General features: G+C 65.4%; 25 protein-coding genes. 13 read left to right on the top strand and 12 right to left on the bottom strand.

The features are described 5' to 3' along the window. The first annotated feature begins 113 nt into the window (after positions 1-113). Genes LMQ14_RS22905 through LMQ14_RS22885 form a run of 5 tightly spaced genes read left to right on the top strand, consistent with a single transcriptional unit; the run spans position 114 to position 3,145 of the window. Positions 114-656, top strand: a complete 543-nt coding sequence (locus LMQ14_RS22905; RefSeq protein WP_267731927.1) for an RNA polymerase sigma factor — start codon at positions 114-116, stop codon at positions 654-656. Next, on the top strand, positions 653-1,351 hold the full coding sequence (locus LMQ14_RS22900; RefSeq protein WP_267731926.1) for a Rieske (2Fe-2S) protein: 699 nt from the start codon (positions 653-655) through the stop codon (positions 1,349-1,351). Before LMQ14_RS22905 ends, LMQ14_RS22900 begins: the two co-directional genes overlap by 4 nt. Before the next feature lie 59 nt (positions 1,352-1,410). Beyond that, positions 1,411-1,815, top strand: coding sequence for a cupredoxin domain-containing protein (locus LMQ14_RS22895; RefSeq protein WP_267731925.1), 405 nt, complete (start codon positions 1,411-1,413; stop codon positions 1,813-1,815). Next, positions 1,812-2,741, top strand: a complete 930-nt coding sequence (locus tag LMQ14_RS22890) for a metallophosphoesterase family protein (protein ID WP_267731924.1) — start codon at positions 1,812-1,814, stop codon at positions 2,739-2,741. The genes LMQ14_RS22895 and LMQ14_RS22890 overlap by 4 nt, the downstream gene beginning before the upstream one ends. Continuing rightward, entirely contained in the window at positions 2,738-3,145 is a 408-nt protein-coding gene (locus tag LMQ14_RS22885) for a hypothetical protein (RefSeq protein ID WP_267731923.1), read from the top strand. Before LMQ14_RS22890 ends, LMQ14_RS22885 begins: the two co-directional genes overlap by 4 nt. On the opposite strand, the gene LMQ14_RS22880 is transcribed toward LMQ14_RS22885, so the two are convergent. The 8 genes from LMQ14_RS22880 to LMQ14_RS22840 all read right to left on the bottom strand — a co-directional run bounded on the left by LMQ14_RS22880 (position 3,096) and on the right by LMQ14_RS22840 (position 12,444). Continuing rightward, the gene (locus LMQ14_RS22880) at positions 3,096-4,169 is read right to left on the bottom strand and encodes an acyltransferase family protein (protein WP_267731922.1); all 1,074 of its coding nucleotides are present in this window, start codon (positions 4,167-4,169) and stop codon (positions 3,096-3,098) included. The two genes, LMQ14_RS22885 and LMQ14_RS22880, sit on opposite strands and share 50 nt — an antisense overlap. 382 nt (positions 4,170-4,551) lie before the next feature. Further along, positions 4,552-5,685 (bottom strand): acyltransferase family protein, encoded by a 1,134-nt coding sequence (locus LMQ14_RS22870; RefSeq protein WP_267731921.1) that lies wholly within the window; start codon positions 5,683-5,685, stop codon positions 4,552-4,554. Between the two features lie 141 nt (positions 5,686-5,826). Continuing rightward, complete coding sequence (rfbC, locus tag LMQ14_RS22865) at positions 5,827-6,438, bottom strand: dTDP-4-dehydrorhamnose 3,5-epimerase (protein ID WP_267731920.1); 612 nt, start codon at positions 6,436-6,438, stop codon at positions 5,827-5,829. 1 nt (position 6,439) lies between these two features. After that, the gene (gene rfbB, locus LMQ14_RS22860; protein ID WP_267731919.1) at positions 6,440-7,435 is read right to left on the bottom strand and encodes a dTDP-glucose 4,6-dehydratase; all 996 of its coding nucleotides are present in this window, start codon (positions 7,433-7,435) and stop codon (positions 6,440-6,442) included. A gap of 26 nt (positions 7,436-7,461) precedes the next feature. Further along, the gene (locus LMQ14_RS22855; protein WP_267731918.1) at positions 7,462-8,328 is read right to left on the bottom strand and encodes an LLM class F420-dependent oxidoreductase; all 867 of its coding nucleotides are present in this window, start codon (positions 8,326-8,328) and stop codon (positions 7,462-7,464) included. Between the two features lie 22 nt (positions 8,329-8,350). Beyond that, positions 8,351-9,202, bottom strand: coding sequence for an LLM class F420-dependent oxidoreductase (locus LMQ14_RS22850; protein WP_267731917.1), 852 nt, complete (start codon positions 9,200-9,202; stop codon positions 8,351-8,353). A gap of 39 nt (positions 9,203-9,241) precedes the next feature. Continuing rightward, positions 9,242-10,756: an ATP-binding protein gene (locus LMQ14_RS22845; protein WP_267731916.1), complete on the bottom strand. Its 1,515-nt coding sequence runs from the start codon at positions 10,754-10,756 to the stop codon at positions 9,242-9,244. A gap of 14 nt (positions 10,757-10,770) precedes the next feature. Further along, positions 10,771-12,444: an FAD-dependent oxidoreductase gene (locus LMQ14_RS22840; protein ID WP_267731915.1), complete on the bottom strand. Its 1,674-nt coding sequence runs from the start codon at positions 12,442-12,444 to the stop codon at positions 10,771-10,773. A 257-nt stretch (positions 12,445-12,701) separates the two neighbouring features. On the opposite strand from LMQ14_RS22840, the gene infA reads away from it, so the two are divergent. From infA to truA, 8 genes are all read left to right on the top strand, one after another. Further along, the gene (gene infA, locus LMQ14_RS22835; RefSeq protein WP_003418601.1) at positions 12,702-12,923 is read left to right on the top strand and encodes a translation initiation factor IF-1; all 222 of its coding nucleotides are present in this window, start codon (positions 12,702-12,704) and stop codon (positions 12,921-12,923) included. A gap of 33 nt (positions 12,924-12,956) precedes the next feature. After that, positions 12,957-13,070, top strand: a complete 114-nt coding sequence (gene rpmJ, locus LMQ14_RS22830; protein WP_003879483.1) for a 50S ribosomal protein L36 — start codon at positions 12,957-12,959, stop codon at positions 13,068-13,070. Positions 13,071-13,297: 227 nt separating this feature from the next. Further along, positions 13,298-13,672 (top strand): 30S ribosomal protein S13, encoded by a 375-nt coding sequence (gene rpsM, locus LMQ14_RS22825; RefSeq protein WP_267731828.1) that lies wholly within the window; start codon positions 13,298-13,300, stop codon positions 13,670-13,672. A gap of 3 nt (positions 13,673-13,675) precedes the next feature. Then, entirely contained in the window at positions 13,676-14,095 is a 420-nt protein-coding gene (gene rpsK / locus LMQ14_RS22820; RefSeq protein WP_036466830.1) for a 30S ribosomal protein S11, read from the top strand. Positions 14,096-14,105: 10 nt separating this feature from the next. Beyond that, a complete protein-coding gene (rpsD, locus tag LMQ14_RS22815; protein WP_267731827.1) occupies positions 14,106-14,711 on the top strand; it encodes a 30S ribosomal protein S4 in 606 nt (201 codons plus the stop codon). A gap of 77 nt (positions 14,712-14,788) precedes the next feature. Next, the gene (locus LMQ14_RS22810) at positions 14,789-15,832 is read left to right on the top strand and encodes a DNA-directed RNA polymerase subunit alpha (protein WP_267731826.1); all 1,044 of its coding nucleotides are present in this window, start codon (positions 14,789-14,791) and stop codon (positions 15,830-15,832) included. A 59-nt stretch (positions 15,833-15,891) separates the two neighbouring features. Then, on the top strand, positions 15,892-16,494 hold the full coding sequence (rplQ, locus tag LMQ14_RS22805; RefSeq protein ID WP_267731825.1) for a 50S ribosomal protein L17: 603 nt from the start codon (positions 15,892-15,894) through the stop codon (positions 16,492-16,494). Beyond that, a complete protein-coding gene (gene truA / locus LMQ14_RS22800; RefSeq protein WP_267735645.1) occupies positions 16,412-17,332 on the top strand; it encodes a tRNA pseudouridine(38-40) synthase TruA in 921 nt (306 codons plus the stop codon). Before rplQ ends, truA begins: the two co-directional genes overlap by 83 nt. Here the strand turns inward: truA and LMQ14_RS22795 are convergent. The 4 genes from LMQ14_RS22795 to LMQ14_RS22780 form a co-directional block, all read right to left on the bottom strand. Next, positions 17,329-18,963 carry a purine-cytosine permease family protein gene (locus tag LMQ14_RS22795; RefSeq protein ID WP_267731824.1) on the bottom strand — a complete coding sequence of 545 codons (1,635 nt, stop codon included), beginning with the start codon at positions 18,961-18,963 and terminating at the stop codon, positions 17,329-17,331. The two genes, truA and LMQ14_RS22795, sit on opposite strands and share 4 nt — an antisense overlap. A 77-nt stretch (positions 18,964-19,040) precedes the next feature. Continuing rightward, positions 19,041-19,685, bottom strand: coding sequence for a cutinase family protein (locus tag LMQ14_RS22790; protein WP_267731823.1), 645 nt, complete (start codon positions 19,683-19,685; stop codon positions 19,041-19,043). A gap of 84 nt (positions 19,686-19,769) precedes the next feature. Beyond that, the gene (locus LMQ14_RS22785; RefSeq protein ID WP_267735644.1) at positions 19,770-20,354 is read right to left on the bottom strand and encodes a cutinase family protein; all 585 of its coding nucleotides are present in this window, start codon (positions 20,352-20,354) and stop codon (positions 19,770-19,772) included. 108 nt (positions 20,355-20,462) lie between these two features. After that, complete coding sequence (locus LMQ14_RS22780) at positions 20,463-21,341, bottom strand: cutinase family protein (protein ID WP_267735643.1); 879 nt, start codon at positions 21,339-21,341, stop codon at positions 20,463-20,465. Between the last annotated feature and the right edge of the window lie 96 nt (positions 21,342-21,437).

The following is a 21,437-nucleotide window of genomic DNA, read 5'->3' as shown; positions in this document are numbered from 1 at the left end:
AGCAGTAAGACGCTTTTGCTACCCGATGCATAGAAGGATGTCGACGACGTTTCGCTTGCCAGATCCCGACCCCGGGTGTAACCCCAGAGGATATTGATCGGGTGAGGAGGCACGTGACCCCACACCACGAACCCGCGGGCCCGCGCCCCCTGCGCGCGGTGCCCAACGACGGCTACACCGACTGGGAAGCCGTGTACCAGGACAACGCGGACTGGGTGTACCGAACGCTGTTCGCCCGGGTCGGCAACCGGGCGGACGCCGAGGACCTCACCGCCGAGGTCTTCCTCGCCGCGCTGCGGCCGCTGCGACTGACCGCGAGCGTCGGCGAGGTGCGCGCATACCTGCGCGCCACGGCGCGAACGGTGCTGGCCGCGCACTGGCGCGAGACCCTGGGTCGGGAGATAACCTCGATCGAGGAGGACATCGAGCAACCACCCGATAGCGAGGAAGCGATCAGCACCGCACCGGCGCGCGTCGCCCGGGTTCTGGAGAACCTGCCCGACCGCTATCGCCAGATCCTGGAATTACGTTTCCTACAAGGCAATTCGATCAAGGAGTCAGCCGCGGAACTTGGAATCAGCGTTGCCAACGCCAAGGTGCTCCAACATCGTGCGCTGCGGCTGGCGGCTCAGGTCAACGATGGGGGCCAGTCATGAACGCGCGAGGGTTGCGTCGCTACGTCGATGATCTGCTGCGGGGCCGGCGGCCAAAACCGTTTGCGCCCGACGACTTTGAGGCGGCTCAGATCCGTACCGCGATCGAGCTGCGCGCTGCCGGCCCGGGTGACGCCGCCCCACGCCAGGAATTCCTCACCGATCTGCACCGCCGTCTCGCCGAACAAATGGCCGGCGCACCATCCGTGCAACCGGCGCCCAAGCAAAACACCACGCGCCGCCAGGTGATCGTCGGCACCTCCGCCGCGGCAGCCGCCGCCGTCACCGCGGTTTCCATCGATCGAGCCGTGACCGGTGGCATCACCGAAGGCCCAGCCGTCGCAGGACAACTCACGCCCAATGACGGGAGTTGGCAGCGTGTCGCGGCGAGTTCGGATGTGCCGGACGGCCGCATGCACGCGTTCGACCTCGGATCGGTCAGCGGATTCGTTCGCCGCGTCGACGGCAAACTCGAGGCTGTATCCGGGGTGTGCACGCATCAGGGGTGCAAGTTGTGGTTCGACGCGCCCGACGACAGATTGCGTTGCCCCTGCCACTCGACCTCGTTCTCTCCCGCCGGGGAAGTGCTCACCCATCAACTGCCGATCGCCCCAAAGCCATTGCCTACATTGATGGTTCGCGAGGTCAACGGGGTCGTCGAGGTGCTCGCCCCGCCGTACCCCGAACGCCAGGCCTAAGCGGTGTAACCACCCCTCCTATCTGTTGGCGACAGTTCCACAGCCCTGGGAGGGTCGTAATGCCTATTGCCACGTTTCGAAAACACCGGGTCTTGCTTGCGGCGGGAGTGCTCTTGCTGGCCGGCTGCTCGGCTTCGCGGCCCGATGCGCAGGCACCGGTCACGATCAGGCCGGATTCCGGTGCGACACCGTCGATCACCGCACCGCCGGCGAGCGGTAACCAGGTCGCCATCGACGGCTTCGCGTTCGCGCCCGCGACGCTGACGGTCCGTGCGGGCACCACCGTCACCTGGATCAATCGCGACGAAGAACCCCACACGGTGGCCGCGAGCGACGGTTCTTTTCATTCACCCGGCATGGGGACAGGGGCCAGCTTCACCCATACCTTCTCCACCGCAGGGACTTTCGACTACGTCTGCTCGATTCATCCGATGATGCACGGCACCGTGGTGGTGACGCAATGACTCGCGATCCGAACGCGATGAGCCGCCGCCAGCTGATCCGCCACGGGGCCTGGTTCGGGGCGGCGGTCGGGTTCGCCGTGGCCGGCGGCGAGGTGATCTCCCATGTCGCCGGGGCCGCCGCGGCCGAGCGTACGCGTATCCGGCCCGCCCTGCGCTTCGCTCAGGTCAGCGACAGTCACATCGGCTTCACCGGTGCGCCCAATCCCGACGTGTCCGGCTCGTTCGGCCACGCGATCGATCAGATCAATAACCTCGGCTACACACCGGATTTCGTCATCCACACCGGCGACCTCACCCACTTGTCCAGTCCCGAGCAGTTCGACCAGGTGAAGCAGCTGATGAGCGGGCTGAGGACACCGCACGTGTTCACCGTGCCGGGGGAGCACGATTCGGTCGACGACGCGGGGCAGAAGTACCGCAAGGCCTTCGGCGCCGGATCGGTAGGTGACGGGTGGTACAGCTTCGACATCGCCGGCGTTCACGTGATCGCACTGGTCAACACGCTGAACCTGCGCAAACTCGGGCACCTGGGTGTCGATCAGCTGGAGTTCGTCGAGAAGGATGTAGCGGGGCTCTCCAGTGATACTCCGATCATCGTGTTCAGCCATATCCCGTTGTTCGCGATGTACCCGGATTGGGGCTGGGGCACCGACGACGCCACCCAGGCGCTCAGTTACCTGCGCCGGTTTGCTTCGGTGACGTGTATCAACGGGCATGTGCACCAATTGTTTTCCAAGATGGAGGGCAACGTGTCGTTCTACAGCGGGACGACGACCGCCTACCCGCTACCCCATCCCGGCGATGGGCCGGCGCCCAAGCCGATCACCCTGCCGGCCGGACAGCTGCACGACGCGCTGGGTATCCGCGAGGTCAGCTACACCAAGGGCGAGACCGCCCTGGCTTTGAAAGAGCAGAGGCTGCAATGAATATCCTGGTCCGGATCGGTTTCGCCGCGTCGTTGCTCAGCAGCGCCGCCAGCCACGCCTACCTCTATGTCCATGGTTACCAGCACATTCCGATGATCGGCACCAGCTTCCTGGTTCAGGCCAGCGTCTCGTTCGCTGTCGGCGTGCTGATCCTTCTCGGCGGTCCCTGGTGGCTGCGCTGGGCCGCGGCCGCGATCGCCGGCGGATCGCTGGTCGCCTTCGCGTTGTCGCGAACCGCTGGGCTTTTCGGCTTTACCGAGCACGGTTGGGATCCGTCGCCATACGCGGCGATCAGCGTGGGCGCCGAAGCGCTGACCGTGCTGCTGTGGATGCTTTCCGATTACCCCGATGGCCTCAGGTTCGGCCGGCTTCGGAGAGTTCGGCGTCAGACCGCTTCCTCTTGAGTCGCGATTTGAGCGACAGTGCGGGCTTTTCGATCAGGAACCAGCTCAGCGCCGCCAGCGGCAGAGTCGCAATCGTCGCAATGATCGCGAACACCAAGGGATTCAGGGTGACCAGCCCGCAGATAACCAGCAGCTGCTGGATCGGGAAAGCGTAGATGTAGACGCCGTAGGACAGATCCGTCGGCAACCTCAAGAACCTGTTGTGGATGAGCACGCCGGAAACGATGACGGCGTATGCCAGGGGGATGGCGCCAACAAGACGGTAGTCAGGCAGTAGGGCGGACACGAGCACGATGACCACGCTCACCGCGACGAGCGACCATCGAGCGGGAATCGCGTCTTTCCACTGATACACCAGGGCGCCGGCGGCAAACACGATGGCAAACCGCGCAATGCACTGCGCGTTGCTCCAAATGCCGGGGAATGTCATGGGCGGTAAGTACGCGGCCAAGCACACCGCCAGTACCAGCACCACCACAGACGTCCATCGACGATGTGCCAGTCCTGCCAATCCGAGGACCGCAACACCCGCGTAGCAGAGCACCTCGTAGATAAGGGTCCACAGAGATCCGTTCCACATGCCCGTAATTGGGATCCCGGTCGGCGTTCCTCCGACATCGAATTTGAGCACCGCTACTGCGCTGTTTTCCAGCACGTACTCGAATGGCGCGCTGGATAGGAGTAGCTTTGCGGCCGCTCCACCCTGAATCGCCACGCCGATCGGCGCGATGACAAACGCGGTCACCGCCAGGCAGACATAGAGTCCGGGGAGAATGCGAAGGGCTCGAGCAACGAGATAGCCACGGACTCTTGGGTTGTTGAGCCAGCTCGCGGTGATGAGGAAGCCCGAGATCGCAAAGAACCCGTCGACGCCCACCCCGAACAGCAATTGTCGTACTGGCGCGGAAGGCAACACCCCACCCGTGACGGCGAAGGAGTGCCAGAGAATCACTTCGGCTGCCATGGCCAGCCGCAACGCATTCAGTGCATTACTTCGCGGATCAAATACCTGCCCGAGTTTCATACGCTGTTACCAGTGGCCCCCGCTCCCGGGGTTATCCCGTCTTTGCATCTAAGCGCATTCGCCCCCTCTTCGCATAGCGAAACTGGTTCTGGCAACACCGATTGCAACGCGGTAGTGTCGGGATTGGCCGGCTTCGCAGAGTTCGGAGCCAGACCACTTCCGCTTGAGCCGAGATTTGACCGAGTGCGCGGGCTTTTCGATCAGCAACCAGCTCTGCGCGGCCGGCGGCCGCCGTCGAAAGTCCGGCAAACGCTACGGGATTCAGCGTCGCGAGCCCGCAACTTGCCAGCAGCTGCTGAGTCGGGAATGGATAAATGTAGACGCCGTTAGCTATGAATTTTGATTGCCGAAACGACGACGGCATAGGCCAGCGGAAGGGTGCCTACACCGCGCCCTGAACATCTGAAGCCGGCTGCTCGGGAATCGCGCCGGCCGCCGTGGCCCCGGGCGTGCCGTCGGCTTCGGCGCGCGCAGCCCACTTCCGTTTGAGGCGAGACTTCAGCGCCATCGCAGGCTTTTCTATCCAGAACCAACTCATCGCCGCCAGCGGCAGGGTCGCGGTGAAAGCAATGACAAAGAACAGCACCGGATGTAGGTTGGTCACCCCCAAGACGGCCAGCATCTGCTGGGTCGGGAATGCGTAGATGTAGACGCCGTAGGACAGATCCGTACGCAATGTCGTGCGCTGGTGCCGGATTAGGGAACCCGACACGATCACGGCATAGGCCAGCGGAAGCGCCGCGGCCACCCGGTAGTCGGGCAGCACGGCGGCGGCTGCGACAACGATGACGACGCTCAGCGCGACGAGCGACCACCGAGCGGGAATCACGTCGCGCCACTGATACATGATGGCGCCGGCCGAAAACATGATGGCAGAGCGCACGGCGAGCTGGGGGATCGTCCATGCCCCCGGGAAGGTCAGCGGCGGCAACAGTGCCGCCCCGATCACTGCGACCACCAGGATTGCCGGCGAAATCCATCGGCGATTGGCGAGGCCGACTACGCCGATGACAGCAATGGTGATGTAACACAGCACTTCCCAGATCAGGGACCATAGTGAAGCGTTCCAGGTGCCAGGGGATGGAACCCCGCGCGGTGTGCCGCCGACGTCGAACTGAAGCACCGATATCAGCGTCGCGTTTTTGAAGACGTATTCGTACGGCGCGCTGGACTGCAACAGTTTCGCGGCCGAACCACCCTGCACCGCCACGCTGACCGGGGCGAACACGAACGCGGTGATGATCAGGCAGACGTACAGCCCGGGCAGGATGCGCAGCGCTCGGGCGGTGAGGTAGTCGCGGACTTTAGGGTCGCGGAGCCAACTCGCGGTGATCAGGAATCCCGAGATCGCAAAGAACCCGTCGACACCGACCGAAAAAAGGAGCTGCAGCAGCGCGTGGGGCGGCATGTGGCCCGTGATCGGCCAGGAGTGAAACAGCATGACCTCGGCGGCCAGGCCCAGCCGAAACAGGTTCAATGCGTTACATCGAGGGTCGAACACCTCCGCTAACTTCATGCGTCCAAATCCGTATCTGTCGTCGACTCCGCGCGGCCGGCCAGAGTTTGCGCGCGGAATGCCCAAGGTAGTCGATGAACCTCCGACAAACCTCGGTTTAATGCCAACCCGACGTAGCCCGGGCAGGTAGCGAGGACGCAGTCACGCCTCACTGCGCAGATCCGCGGCGAACTTCTGCGCCTCATCCCAGGTGGGCAGCAGGCCGGCCGCGCGCGCTTCGTCGAAGCTGGGGGCGACGGCGTCACGGTCGGACAAACTCGGGGCGACGCCATCGACCAACGGCCAGTCGATACCCAGGGCCGGGTCGGTGGCGCAGATGGTGTGCTCGCGCTGCGGGCTGTATTCCGCCGAGCACAAGTACATCACCGTTGAATTATCTTGCAGCGCAAGGAAACCGTGCCCGAGGCCTTCGGAGATGTAGATCGTCCGGCGATCCTTGTCGTCGAGCAGCACCGAGTCCCACTGGCCAAACGTCGGTGAGCCGATCCGAATGTCGACCACGACGTCGAACACCGCGCCGCGCACGCAGGTCACGTATTTGGCCTGGCTGGGCGGGAGCTGGGCGAAGTGCAGCCCCCGCAGCACGCCGGCCGCCGACACCGAGCAATTGGCCTGCTGCACATCCAACCCATGGCCGGCGAAATCCCGGAAGCCGTGGTCGGTGAGCCATTCGAAGAACATGCCGCGGGAATCGCCGTGAATTTTCGGAGTGATCTCCCAGGCGCCGGGGACTTTGAGTTCGCGAACTTCCATCTCACTGACCCCGTTCTTTGTAGCGGGCTTCCGATGCGTCTTTGAGCGGACGCCACCAGGATTCGTTGGCCCGATACCAGTCAATGGTTTCGCGCAATCCCTCTTCGAAGTCGGTATGCTTTGGCGCCCAGTGCAATTCGTCATACAGCAGGGACGGATCGATGGCGTAGCGCAGGTCGTGGCCGACGCGGTCGGTGACGTGGTCGAAGTCGTCGGGCTCGACACCCATCATTGAAAGCAACGTGCGCAGCACGGTCAGGTTGTCGCGCTCACCCTCGGCGGAGATCAGGTAGGTCGCCCCGATCTGGCCCTTGTCCAGAATTTGCCAGACCGCGCTGTTGTGGTCGTCGACGTGGATCCAGTCGCGGACGTTGGCCCCGGCGCCGTACAGCTTGCACCTTCGGCCGGTCAGCACATTGGTGATCTGGCGCGGGATGAATTTCTCGATGTGCTGGTAAGGCCCGTAGTTGTTGGAGCAGTTGGACAGCGTCGCGCGCACCCCGTACGAGCGCACCCAGGCCCGGACCAGCATGTCGGCGGCGGCCTTGGTCGCCGAGTAGGGGCTCGACGGGTTGTAGGGCGTCGACTCGGTGAACCGCTGCGGGTCGTCGAGTTCCAGATCGCCGTAGACCTCGTCGGTCGAGATGTGGTGCAGCCTTATCCCGTGGCGCCGTACCGCTTCCAGGATCGTGTACGTCCCAACCACGTTGGTGTGCAGAAACGGCTCGGGGTTGTCCAGAGCGTTATCGACGTGGCTTTCGGCGGCGAAGTGCACCACCGCGTCGGCCTCGGCGGTCAGCTGGGAAACCAGCGCGGCATCACAGATGTCACCCTCGACCAGCTTCACGGCGTCCTCGACGTCGGCCAGCGACTCACGCCGCCCGGCGTACGTCAGGGCGTCGAGCACCGTCACTGAAACGTCGGGACGCTCGCGCACCGTACTGTGCACGAAATTCGCGCCGATGAAACCGGCGCCACCGGTGACCAGCAGCCGCATGCTAAAACCCTAACCGAGGGTCGCGGTCAGCTTGCGGGGGTTAGCCCAAGCGGCTCGGCCAGTTCGCTCAGCGAGGGCAGCAGCGTCTCTTCGTTATAGCCGCCCAGCACCTGGATGCCCACGTGGTCGGCGCCCGCGTCCAGGTGCTCGTTGAGGCGCTTCACGATGGCCTCCGGGGTCCCGTAAGCCACCACCGCGTCGATCAGCCGGTCGCTGCCGGGTGCGCGCACGTCGTCCTCGGTGAACCCCAGCCGCAGCCAGTTGTTCACATAGTTGCTCAGCCCCAGGTAGTGCTGGACGAGCTGACGGCCGGCGTCGCGCGCTTTCTCGCGATCGGTGGTCAGCACCACCTTGTGCTCCGGGGCCAAGAACACCGAATTGCCGAGCTGTTCGCGCGCCTTGGCCGTGTGCTCCGGTGTGGTCAGGTACGGGTGCGCGCCGGCGCTGCGTTCCGCGGACAGCGCCAACACCTTGGGACCGAGCGCCGCGAGCACCCGCCGGCTGGTTGGCACCAGCGCCTCGTCGAGGGCGTCCAGGTAGCCGACCAGTGCGGCGTAGGGCTTGACGTACTCCTGGGTGTGCTCGGGGTGGCCCACTCCGATACCGAGCAAAAACCTTCCAGGGTAAGCACTTTCGATGCGCTTGAAGGACTCGGCGACGGGTGTGGCCGCCGCCGTCCAGATGTTGACGATCCCGGTGGCCAGCTGCAGCGAGCTGGTCTGCGCCAAAGCCGGTTCCACCCAGGCCAGATCGGCGTCCGGTGATCCGCCGATCCAGGCGGCCGGATACCCCAGGGCCTCGATCTTGGCGGCCAGTTCCGGTGTGATGGAACGGGTGGGCAGCCAGGCGCCGTAACGGCCGAGCTCGGGCTTCAGCGATACTGCGTCGGTCATCGAGGTTTCCCTCCGGGGTTGGTTACGAGCGGTTCAGTCCGAGCGGCCCCGCCAGTTCAGCCAGCGCCGAGACCAGGTTTTCATCTGGGGTGAGGACCTGCACGGGCACGTGGTCGGCCCCCGCGGCGAGGTGCTCGTTCAGCCGAGCGGCGATCTGGTCCACAGTGCCATAGGCCACCACCGCGTCGACCAGACGGTCGCTACCCGGCCGGACGACCTCGTCGTCGGCAAAGCCCGACCGCTTCCAGTTGTTGCGGTAGTTGACCAGGTTGAAGTACATGTCCAGCGCCTGGCGTCCGACCGCCCGAGCCTGGTCGGCGTCGGTGGTCAACACCACCTTGTGCTCGGGCGCCAAGAACGCCGACGGGCCGATCAACTCGCGTGCGTGCGCGGTGTGCTCCGGGGTGCTCAGGTACGGGTGCGCGCCGGCGCTGCGTTGCGCCGAGAGTCCCAGGACCCGCGGGCCCAGTGCCGCCACCACCCGGCGATCGGCGGGCACGCCGTACTCGTCGAGCGAGTCGAGGTACTCGACCAACGCGTCGTAGGGCTTGCGGTAATCGCTGATCATCTCGCGGTGGCCGACGCCGATCCCGAGCAGGAAGCGACTCGGGTAGGCCTTGTCGATCCGGTGGAACGACTCGGCCACCTCGTTGGCGGGCGCGGTCCAAATGTTCACGATTCCGGTGGCCACCTGCAACGTGGTCGTCGCTTCCAGGATGGGCTCCACCCACTCCAGCTCGGCGGGTGGGGAACCACCCACCCAGACGGCCCCGTAGCCCAGGGACTCGATTTCTTGGGCTTGTTGGGGCGTTACGCCCCGTCCGAACACTCCGAACCGGCCAAGATTGGGTTTGCTTGCAGCTGCGTCGGTCATGCCGTCTTTAAACCCGGCCCGCGGTGACGCTATTCCGCGCTATTGCGAGTCGTCGTCATCCACGTCGTCGTCATCGATGACGGCGACGTCGGCGACGGGCTGCATCTGAAGCGGCAGCAACACGATGAACCGGGTATCGCCGGGCACCGATTCCACCCGCAGATCCCCGCGATGTTTCTTGACGACGATGTTGAACGCGAGGTCCAGCCCGAGGCCGGTGCCTTCGCCGAACGGTTTGGTGGTGAAGAACGGCTCGAAGATGTGCTCGCGGATGTCGGCGGGGACTCCCGGCCCGGTGTCACAGATCTCGACGCGGGCCATGTTGTCGCCGAAGCGGCAGGTGCGCACGGTCAGCGTGCCGCCCGTATCGCGCATCGCGGCGAGCGCGTTGTCGATGATGTTGGTCCACACCTGGTTGAGATCGGCTGGATAGCAAGGGATTTCGGGAAGCGATTTGTCGAAGTCCTTGACCACGGTGATCGCTTTGGCGTCCTTGCTGCCGTCCTTCGTCAATCGGTCGGCGAACATCACCAGCGTGCTGTACAGCAGGTCGTGCACGTTGGCCACCTGGAACGGGGCCCGATCCATTTGCGAATACTGCTTGGCATCGGCGACCAGTGCCGAGATCCGTTTGCTGGCTTCCAGAATCTGGTTCATCAGCAGTTCGCTTTCGATGGTGTAGTTGAGCCATCGGATCGCCTGCTCCAACGAGGCCGTCTCCAGCTCGTCGGCGGCCGCGGAGATTCGGTCGAGCCAATCGGTGTCGATGCCGCCCTCGATGAACGTCGGCGCGATGTCCCACCCGCCGTCGATGCCGTGGTCTTCCAGCCAGTCGCAGACGGCGTCCTCGCGGTCGGCGGTCTCGAGTGCGCTCAGGTGCTGCGACGCCGACTTCGCGACTTGCTCGGCGACCCGCTCCTGCAACCGCACCAACGCGCTCAACGCCTCGGGCGTGACGGTGCCGTCGGCGAGCATCGCCAGCTTGTGCCGCATGTTGGCCACTCGTTCGCGCAGATCCGACGCGGCCCGCGAGATCGCGGCGGCCGGATTGTTGAGCTGATGGGTCAGCCCGGCCGACAGCCGCCCCAGCGCCAGCAGCTTCTCCCGGTTGTCGATGATCCGGCGGGTCCGGTCGGTGCCCACCGCGATCCCGTCGAGCAGGTGGACCGCCATCGGGAACTGGTCGCGCATGAACTGGGCGAAGACGGGCGCGTCCATCACGAAGAAGCGCGACGGCTTGGTCACGTGGACCGAGGCGTCGTAGCTCTTCTGCTTCCCGCCGGTGAACGCCCGCCACGCCCCGGCATAGACGCCGCGTTGCGAGGTGCGGACGGTTTCGATGTCCTGACCGCCGGAGAGCTTGGACATCATCAGCTCGCCCTCGATCAGCACGTAGAAGCAGGTCGCCGGTTCGCCCTCGACGCAGATCGGCCCCGGCTGGTAGTTCTCGATGCACCCGTTGGTGCACAGCACCGCGAGTTGTTCGTCGGTCAGGGCCTCGAACAGGAACAGGCTGCGCAGCTCGTCGGGTTCACACGGCGTATTGGCGGTCATGACGTGCGACCCTTCTATGACTCGGCCAGGTAGCGGTGGACCAGCATCACGGCCATCGACCCCTCACCGACTGCGGCCGCGACCCGTTTGGCGGACGTGGAGCGGACGTCGCCGGTGGCGAACACGCCCGGCACGCTGGTTTCCAGGTGATGCGGCGGGCGGTCCAGGGTCCAGCCGCACACGTTGCGCAGGTCCGGGCCGGTGAGGATGAAGCCGTGGTCGTCGCGGGCCAGCACCCCGTCCAGCCAGTCGGTCCGCGGGGCGGCCCCGATGAAGATGAACATCCGGGCACAGGTGACGTCCTCGCTGACGCCGGTCCGGTTGTTGAGCAGGGTCAGCTTTTCGAGGTGGTCGGTTCCGGTGGCGCACTCGACTTCCGTGCAGGTGCGGACGGTGATCTTGGGGTTCGCCTCGATCTGCTGGATCAGGTAGTACGACATCGACGCCTCCAGCGACGGGGCGCGCACCAGGATGGTCACCGATTTGGCCTCGCGGGACAGGAACATCGCGGCCTGGCCGGCCGAGTTGGCCCCGCCGATCACGTAGATCTCTTCGTCTGCGCAGTCGGAGGCGAACGTCGTAGCGCCGTAGTAGACGCCGCGACCGGTCAGCTCCGTGCACCCGGTCGCGTCCAGCTGCCGGTAGGAGACACCGGTGGCCAGGATGACCGCGTGCGCGTCGACGAAACCGCCGTCGGCGAACCGCACGGTCCGCTTGGGCCCGTTGATCTCCAGGGCGGTGGCAGTTCGGGCGGTGATGAGTTCTGCGCCGAATTTCTCGGCTTGCAGGCGCGCGCGCTGGGCCAGCTGACCGCCCGACACTCCGTCCGGGAAGCCCAGGTAGTTCTCGATGCGCGAGCTCTGGCCGGCCTGGCCGCCGGTCGCGGTGCTTTCGATCAGCACCGTGCGCAGCCCCTCGGAGGCGCCGTAGACGGCGGCGGCCAGCCCCGCCGGTCCGCCGCCGATCACGATCAAGTCGTAGAACTCCTGCGACAGCTGGGTCGAGAGGCCCAGCGTGTCGGCCAGCTCGGCGTCGGTGGGTTCGACCAGCGGGTCGCCATGTTCGGTGATGACGACCGGCAGTCGCAGTCCGTCTTCGCCGGCGGCCTTGAGCAGCTGTTCGCCGACGGGTTCGTCGGCCATGAACCAGTTGTAGTGCAGCCCGTTGCGGGCCAGGAAGTCGCGCACCTCCCAGGACCGTGCCGACCAGCGGTGGCCGATCACCTTGGTGTGCGGAATGGCGTGCTCCGGCACCGCGCGCCAGGCTTCCAGCAGCGCGTCGATGACGGGGTAGAGCTTTTCCTCCGGCGGATCCCACGGCTTGAGCAGGTAGTGGTCGAGGTCGACGACGTTGATCGCGTCGATCGCGGCGTGGGTGTCGGCGTAGGCGGTCAACAGAATTCGTCGCGCCGCCGGGTACAGATCCATCGCCTGCTCGAGGAACTCGATGCCCGTCATCTGCGGCATCCGGTAGTCGGCGACGATCGCCGCGACCGTTTCGCCGCGCAGCTTGAGCTGCTTGAGGGTGTCCAGCGCCTCGGGTCCCGATTCCGCGCGCACGATGCGGTGAGCCTCGCCGTATTTGCGCCGGAGGTCCCGGGCCACAGCGCGGGATACCGAGGGATCGTCGTCGACGGTCAATATCACCGGCTTGCGTGACTGCTCGGCGCTATCAATGGGACGTGTCATCGGAGTCAAGTATGCGCTTGTCAGGCCTGGTGTGGTGGGGCGAGGTGGCGCCCGCGAGCGCTGTGATCGCGGATTTTGGCCACGCCGCCCAAGCGGGTACCATGGACCGACGGTGCGACATTGCGCGCCGGCTTTCTTGTGTGTCCGTTCCCTAGGAATTTCCTGTCACCGGCTCACGTTTCAAAGTCGGTGTGAATGCTGTGCCTTTATTGGCGCAGATGAAACGAAACTAAACGACGAGGATTTGACGAGAAGTTATGGCCAAGAAGGACGGCGCCATCGAGGTCGAGGGCCGGGTGGTCGAGCCCCTGCCCAATGCGATGTTTCGCATTGAGCTGGAGAACGGTCACAAGGTGCTTGCCCACATCAGCGGCAAGATGCGGCAGCACTACATCCGCATCCTCCCCGAGGACCGGGTGGTGGTGGAGCTGTCTCCCTACGACCTGTCCCGGGGCCGCATTGTGTACCGGTACAAGTAACCAACCACTAGACGAGAACAGGATCGAAAAGCCGTGAAGGTCAACCCCAGCGTGAAGCCGATTTGCGACAAGTGCAGGGTGATCCGTCGGCATGGGCGGGTCATGGTGATCTGCTCCGATCCACGCCACAAGCAGCGCCAGGGCTAGCGGCGATCGCAAGCGCGGCGTAGCCGGGGGCAGCGGGTCGCCGCAGTGCACTGAATCCCCGGGCCAAGTACCACCCACAACTGAATGCAGACCTCCCAGCACCAATGAGCGGCTGGCATCTATAGAGATGGGCCAGCTCATCCACGTCCGGACGGAGGCCGGACCCCGATCAGATCGGGAACGGGCTGGGATCAGACCTTCGCTTAGAAAAAGAGGAAACGCCACCTATGGCTCGACTAGTAGGCGTCGATCTGCCGCGTGACAAGCGGATGGAGATCGCGCTGACGTACATCTTCGGCGTGGGCCGAACCCGCTCCAACGAGATCTTGGAAGCGACCGGTATCGACCGGAACTTGCGCACCAAGGACCTCACCGACGACCAGCTGACCCACTTGCGCGATTACATCGAGGCCAACCTCAAGGTCGAGGGTGACCTGCGCCGCGAGGTGCAGGCAGACATCCGCCGCAAGATCGAGATCGGCTGCTACCAGGGTCTGCGGCACCGCCGCGGGCTGCCGGTCCGCGGCCAGCGCACCAAGACCAACGCGCGTACCCGCAAGGGTCCCAAGCGCACCATCGCCGGCAAGAAGAAGGCCAGGTAACCCATGCCACCCGCCAAGAAGGCAGCAGCGGCCGCCCCCAAGAAGGGGCAGAAGACCCGCAAGCGCGAAAAGAAGAACATTCCGCACGGTGCCGCGCACATCAAGAGCACGTTCAACAACACGATCGTGAGCATCACCGACCCGCAGGGCAACGTCATCGCCTGGGCGTCGTCGGGTCACGTCGGCTTCAAGGGTTCGCGGAAATCAACGCCGTTCGCCGCTCAGCTGGCCGCCGAGAACGCCGCACGCAAGGCCCAGGAGCACGGGGTGCGCAAGGTCGACGTGTTCGTGAAGGGCCCGGGCTCGGGCCGGGAGACCGCGATCCGTTCGCTGCAGGCCGCCGGCCTGGAGGTCGGCGCGATCTCCGACGTCACCCCCCAGCCGCACAACGGCTGCCGTCCGCCCAAGCGCAGAAGGGTCTAGGTAAAAAGAAATGGCTCGTTACACCGGACCCATGACGCGCAAGTCGCGTCGGCTGCGCACCGACCTCGTCGGTGGCGACCAGGCCTTCGAGAAGCGTCCCTACCCGCCCGGCCAGCACGGCCGCGCGCGGATCAAGGAAAGCGAATACCTGCTGCAGATGCAGGAGAAGCAGAAGGCCCGCTTCACCTACGGCGTGATGGAAAAGCAGTTCCGCCGCTACTACGAAGAGGCCACCCGGCACGCCGGCAAGACCGGTGAGAACCTGCTGCAGATCCTCGAGAGCCGGCTGGACAACGTCGTGTACCGCGCCGGGCTGGCGCGCACCCGCCGGATGGCCCGCCAGCTCGTCAGCCACGGGCACTTCAGCGTCAACGGCGTGCACGTCAACGTGCCCAGCTACCGGGTGTCGCAGTACGACATCATCGACGTGCGGGACGGGTCGCTGAACACCGTGCCGTTCCAGATCGCGCGGGAGACGTCGGGCGACCGTCCGATCCCGAGCTGGCTGCAGGTGGTGGGGGAGCGTCAGCGCATCCTGATCCACCAGCTGCCCGAGCGCGCACAGATCGACGTGCCACTCACCGAGCAGCTCATCGTCGAGTACTACTCGAAGTAACGGACTTTCGAGCCGGCCGGCTCGAAAACCCTAACGGCATCAAATAGCGGGTGCCGAGAAGGAGAAAAGAAAACACCATGCTGATTTCTCAGCGACCCACACTGTCCGAGGAAATCCTCACCGACAGCCGGTCCCAGTTCGTCATCGAGCCGCTGGAGCCGGGTTTCGGTTACACCCTTGGCAATTCGCTGCGGCGCACGCTGCTGTCGTCGATTCCCGGCGCGGCCGTCACCAGCATTCGCATCGACGGCGTCCTGCACGAGTTCACCACCGTGCCCGGCGTCAAAGAGGATGTCACCGACATCATTCTGAACCTCAAGGGTCTGGTCGTGTCCTCCGAGGAGGACGAGCCCGTCACCATGTACCTGCGCAAGCAGGGCCCGGGTGAGGTCACCGCGGGTGACATCGTGCCACCCGCCGGCGTCACCGTGCACAACCCCGGTATGCACATCGCGACGCTGAACGACAAGGGCAAGCTCGAGGTCGAGCTCGTCGTCGAGCGTGGTCGTGGTTACGTGCCGGCCGTGCAGAACCGCGCTTCCGGTGCCGAAATCGGCCGTATCCCAGTCGATTCCATCTACTCGCCGGTGCTCAAGGTCACCTACAAGGTGGACGCCACTCGTGTCGAGCAGCGTACCGACTTCGACAAGCTGATCCTGGACGTCGAGACCAAGAGTTCGATCACCCCGCGCGACGCGCTGGCATCGGCGGGTAAGACCCTGGTCGAATTGTTCGGCCTGGCACGCGAACTCAACGTCGAGGCCGAGGGTATCGAGATCGGGCCGTCGCCGGCCGAGGCCGACCACATCGCCTCGTTCGCGCTGCCGATCGACGACCTGGATCTGACCGTGCGGTCCTACAACTGCCTCAAGCGCGAGGGTGTGCACACCGTCGGCGAGCTGGTGAGTCGCACCGAATCCGACCTGCTCGACATCCGCAACTTCGGCCAGAAGTCCATCGACGAGGTCAAGGTCAAGCTGCACCAGCTGGGCCTGTCGCTCAAGGACAGCCCGCCGAGCTTCGACCCGTCCGAGGTTGCGGGCTACGACGTCGCCACCGGCACCTGGTCCACCGAGGGTGCTTACGACGACGCGGACTACGCCGAGACCGAACAGCTCTAAAAGAATTCCGTCCCGGCCCTACCTGATACGGGGGCCGGCCCCAATTAGGAGATAGCGCAATGCCCAAGCCCACCAAGGGCCCTCGCCTCGGCGGGTCGTCTTCGCACCAGAAGGCTCTGCTGGCCAACCTGGCCACATCGCTGTTCGAGCACGACCGGATCAAGACGACCGAGCCGAAAGCACGTGCGCTGCGGCCGTACGCGGAGAAGCTGATCACGCACGCGAAAAAGGGCACGCTGCACAACCGTCGAGAGGTTCTGAAGAAGATCCGCGACAAGGACGTCGTGCACAAGCTGTTCGAGGAGATCGGGCCGTTCTTCGCCGACCGCGAAGGCGGATACACCCGCATCATCAAGGTCGAGGCACGTAAGGGCGACAACGCCCCGATGGCCGTGATCGAGCTGGTGCAGGAAAAGACCGTGACGTCGGAGGCCGACCGTGCGCGTCGGGTGAAGGCTTCGAAGAAGGCTCCCGAAAAGGCAGAAGCACCCGCCGCCGCGGCGGCACCGGCCGAAGAGGCCGAGGCCGAAGAGGTTGCGGCCGAGGAAGCCGTCTCGGAAGAGGCGACGACCGAAGCGGCTGAGCCTGCTGCCGAGGCCGAAGCGGCCGAGGAGCCCGAGGCTGAGGCCGCCGGCGAGGGTGACGAGTCCACCGACAAGTAGCGAAGACGTCCGTCTTAGGCTCGATATCGCCTATGACGGCACCGATTTCGCGGGCTGGGCAACTCAGGCCGGGCAGCGCACTGTCGCCGGTGTTATCGACGACGCGCTGACGACGGTTTTCCGCACGCCGGTACGGCTGTGGGCGGCCGGGCGCACCGACACGGGAGTACACGCCACCGGACAGGTGGCCCATGTCGATGTGCCTGCCGCCGCCCTGCCGAATGCCTACCCACGTTCGCCGCGCGCCGGCGATCCGGAATTCCTGCCGCTGCTGCGCCGCCTGAGCCGATTCTTGCCGACCGACGTTCGGGTGATCGGGATTACCCGCGCCCCAGCGGGTTTCGACGCGCGGTTCTCGGCGTTGCGGCGGCACTACGAGTACCGGTTGTCGACGGCGGCCTACGGCGTCAAGCCGCAGCAGGCGCGCTACATCACCGCCTGGCCGCGCGAGCTGGACGTGGACGCGATGAGCGCCGCGTCACAAGATCTGCTGGGGCTGAACGACTTTGCGGCCTTCTGCCGTTATCGAACCGGCGCCACCACGATTCGCGACCTGCAGCGCCTGGACTGGTCGCGCGACAGCGACCTGATCACCGCGCACGTGAGCGCCGATGCGTTCTGCTGGCAGATGGTGCGCTCACTGGTCGGGGCGCTGCTGGCCGTCGGCGAACATCGGCGCAGCCGAGAATGGTGTCGTGAATTGCTCAGCGCGACAGCACGATCCAGTGATTTTGCGGCAGCACCGGCGCAGGGCCTGACGTTGGTGCAGGTGGACTATCCGCCCGACGACGAGCTGGCGTCGCGCATCCTGATCACCCGGGATCTGCGCACCCGCTAGCGCTGGGCGTACAGCACGTGTTCGGCCCGCTTGTCGGTGGACACGCAGAGCGAACAGATGTGCGCGGCATGGGCCACGCAGGCCAGCATGTCAGGGCGTTCGAAGTCGTGATTGCAGGCATGGCAGGTCAATTGGTCGGCAGCGGGGTTGCCGTGCTCGTCGTACATCGGCAGCTCGATGCCGTCGTGCGTGCGCCGCAGGTAGTACTTGCCCCGCGTCGCGATCGCCAGGATGGGCGGCATCAGCAGCGCGACAACGATGGCCACCAACGGCGAATACGGCCGTAGCGTTTCGCCGAGGCCGCCGAAGAACGCGGCGATCGACAGCCCCGCGGCCAGCAGCATCGAGCCGAAGCCGACCGGGTTGACGGGATACAACATGCCGCGCCGGAATTCGGGGGCCTTGGGTGAGAGGCCCAGCAGGTACTTGTTGAAGACTATGTCGGAGGCCACCGCCACGATCCACGCCATGCCGCAGTTGGCGTAGAAGCCCAGGATCGTGTTCAGGAAGTCAAACATGTTGGCTTCCATCAGGATCAGCGCGATCGTCAGGTTCACGGCGAGAAAGACGACGCGGCCGGGGTAGTGCTTGGTGACGCGGGTGAACGAGTTGGTCCAGGCCAGCGAGCCCGAATACGCGTTCGTCACATTGATTTTGACCTGGCTGAGAACCACCAGGATTACGGCCAGCGTCAGCGCCAGCCAGTCCGGCATGAAGTTTGCGTAGATCTCGTCGAATTGGTGCACGGGCTGATTGGCGATCGACAGCGACCCCGCCAGGTGGAAGATCAGATAGACGGCCAGGAAGAGCCCGACGATCTGCTTGATCGCGCCGAACAACACCCAACCCGGACCGGCCAACAGCACCCAGGTCCACCAGCTGCGGGAGTTCTGTGGGGTGCGCGGCGGCATGAACCGCAAATAGTCGATCTGCTCGGCGATCTGGGCGATCAGCGCCAGGCATACGCCCGCGGCCAGCAACGCCGAGCCGGCGTCGACCCCGCCGTGCCCTTCTTTGCCGGTGTAGGAGAAGAACTCGCCGACCGACTCGGGATGGCTGGTCACCAGATAGATGAACGGGGCGACCATCAGGATCAGCCACAGCGGCGTGGTCCAAAGTTGAAGCTGGGAAAGGACTTTCATGCCGTAGATCACCAGCGGGAAGATGATCAGGGTGGAGCAGGCGTAGCCGATCCACAGCGGAATGTGCAGGCCCAGCTTGAGGCCTTGCGCCATGATCGAGCCTTCGAGCGCGAAGAAGATGAACGTGAACGTCGCAAAGATCACGTTGGTCACCACGGAGCCGTAGTAGCCGAAACCGCTGCCGCGAGTGATCAGATCCAGATCGATGTTGTAGCGCGCCGCGTAGTAGGCCAACGGAAATCCGGTCGCGATGATCACCACCGCGAAAATCCCGATCCCGCACAACGCATTTGCGGTGCCGTAGGTGATGCCGAGGTTCGCGCCGATCGCGAAGTCGGCCAGATACGCGATGCCGCCGAGCGCGGAGATCCCCACCACCGCGGTGGACCATCGGCGGTAACTGCGCGGGGCGAAGCGCAGCGTGTAGTCCTCGAGCGTCTCCCGGGTGGCCGGCGAGGTGTCACGGTCGGTCGCGGCGGTGGTCGTCACCTCAGCATTGTCCGGTGGCGCGATGGCAACCGCCACTTGAGGCGCCTGGGAATTGTCTGGGCGCCTGGGGTTTCCGGCTACAGCTTGCCAGCGGCGAACGCGGCGGCCTGATCCACCAATCCGGAGTCGATGTAGGAGGGCTGCAGATGCGACGCCCAGACCGCCTTGCCGTTGCCATTGCAGATCGGGTCGCCGGGCGCGCACTCCTCGATCGTCTTACCGGCGAAGGCGGGGCTGAAGCCGGGCACCGGGCCCAGCACGCGCTGGGTGCCGTTGCCGAACAGCGCGACCGCCGCGACGTGTTGATCGATGCCCGGCGGCAGCGGGTTCTTGAACCCGAACGACGGCTGGGTCACCGCGATCACCAGGTCGGCCGACACGGCGCCGAGCGAGTAGCCGCCGAGCACCTCGCGGGTGTCGGGGCAGTGCTTGGCCATCCACTGGACATGGGTGCTCATGTCGTTGGCGCCCTTGGCGGGGTCGACGTCGGCGGGGTAGTTGACCCCGTAGACGCCGACCGGCAGCTGGGTCTTGGCGCGTAGTGAATTGGCGAACGCGTCGCCGACCAGACCGGCGCCGGGCGGTTCCTCACGGCCGCGGGCGAACACCACTTCGGCACCCGGACACGGTGGTGCCGCCGAGGCCACCGGAGCCAAAGCCACCGCGGAACCGACGACCATGAACGTTGCCAGCAATGCGTTGCGAATCCGTCTAACCCCCATGAGCCGATGGTACGCATTTTCGCCCGGTGTTAGTGAACGGCTGTGATCACTCCGCGACCTGGGTGTTACCGGATCTTTGTGCCGCTAGATCTTGGCGGCGACGAAATGCGCGGCCTTATTCGTCAATCCGGGCACGTAGCTGAGGTGGGCTTGCCACGAGTTGCCGTCGGAGCAGATCGGGTCGCCCGTGTGGCACAGGTTGATGATCTTGCTGCCGAAATCCGGGCTCAGGGCGGTCATCAGATTGCCGGCCCGGCCCGACGGGTTCCCGAACAGGGCGACGGCGGCGACGTGATCGGCGGCGTCGGCCGGTAGCGGGTCGCGAAAGCCGAGCGCGGGCAGCGGCGCGGCGGTGACGATGTCGATGACGGCGGCGCCCTGCGAGTAGCCGCCGAGCACCAGCTTGGTGTTGGGGCAGTTGTCGGCCATGTGCTGGATGTGCGCGCTGGCGTCGTTCGCGCCGTCGGTGGCGGCCAGGAAGTCGTCGTTAGCGGGGTAGTTGACTCCGTAGGCGCCGACATTTCGCTGGGTCTGCTGGCGCAGCGAGCTGATGAACGCCCCGCCGACTTTCCCGACGCCGGGCGGCTCGTCGGTTCCCCGGGCGAACACCACCTCGACGGCCGGGCACGCAGCTAAGGCGCGCGGGATCAGCGGAAACCCCAACAGCATTGTGGTCGCGGCGAGGAATGCGGCGGCGGTAACGCTTGCATAACGGTGTGCGCGTGGCCTTTTCGCGGCAAAGGTCATGCCGCGATGGTACAGATTATTGACTGTGTGTTAGTGGACCGCGGCAACCACGTCGGTTTGTGGCGTGGGCGATGCGGGCACCGGCGGGGTGGGTGTCTGCGGGGCGTAGCTCGGTGTCAGCGGGCCGGGCGCCTGCGGGCTCTGCGGCACCGGGCCGGGTGCTTGCCCGGGAGTCTGCGGGCCGTAGCCGGGGGTTTGCGGGCCGGCACCAGGAGTCGACGGGCCGTAGCCGGGCACCGACTGGCCGGTGCCGCCCGTCAGCTTGGATGCGACGAACGCCGCCGCCTGGGTGGTGTAGACGGGGACGTAACCCTCGGTGTGCCCGCTCCACTCGTTGCCGGGTCCGGCGTGGCAGATCGGGTCGTTGGGGTTGCACAGGTCGATGGCCTTGGAGCCCAGCATCGCGCTCTGGCTGGGCAGCGTGCCGCCGGCGCGGTCGGCCACGTCACCGAAGGTGGCCACAGCGTAGATGTTGTTGGCGTACTGCGGCGGTAGCGAGCTACCCCAGCTGATGCCGCCGATCGGGACGCCGGCCACGATGTCCATCACCGACGCGCCCTGCGAGTAGCCGCCGAGCACGATCTTGGTGTTCGGGCAGGTTTCCACGCTCTTCTTGACGCGGTCGATGGTGTCGTTGGCGCCGTCACCACCGTGCAGCTGCAGCTTGCTGGCGGCGTAGTTCACCCCGTAGGGCAGGATGTTCAATCCGGTCTGCTGGCGCAGCGAGTCGACGAAGGCATCCCCGACCTTGCCCAGTCCGGGCGGCTCGTTGGTGCCACGGGCAAAGATGACCTCGACGTCGGGGCAGTCGAAGGCATGCGCGACGGGGGCACTCGGCGTGGCGAGCAGGCCCGCGGCGGTGACCAGGGCGGCAGCGGCCAGGCCGACCACGCGGCCAGCTAACCGCACGCTGCCCGCCCGACGGGAAAGTATGCGGAGTGAAATCACCGGGCAATTTTACCCAAATTGAGACCCAGCCAAACCTGTCCAGCTGTGGATAACCGG

The sequence above is a fragment of the Mycobacterium sp. Aquia_213 genome (assembly GCF_026625985.1).
Taxonomy (GTDB): domain Bacteria; phylum Actinomycetota; class Actinomycetes; order Mycobacteriales; family Mycobacteriaceae; genus Mycobacterium.
This window is presented reverse-complemented; position numbering and strand designations above follow the sequence as displayed.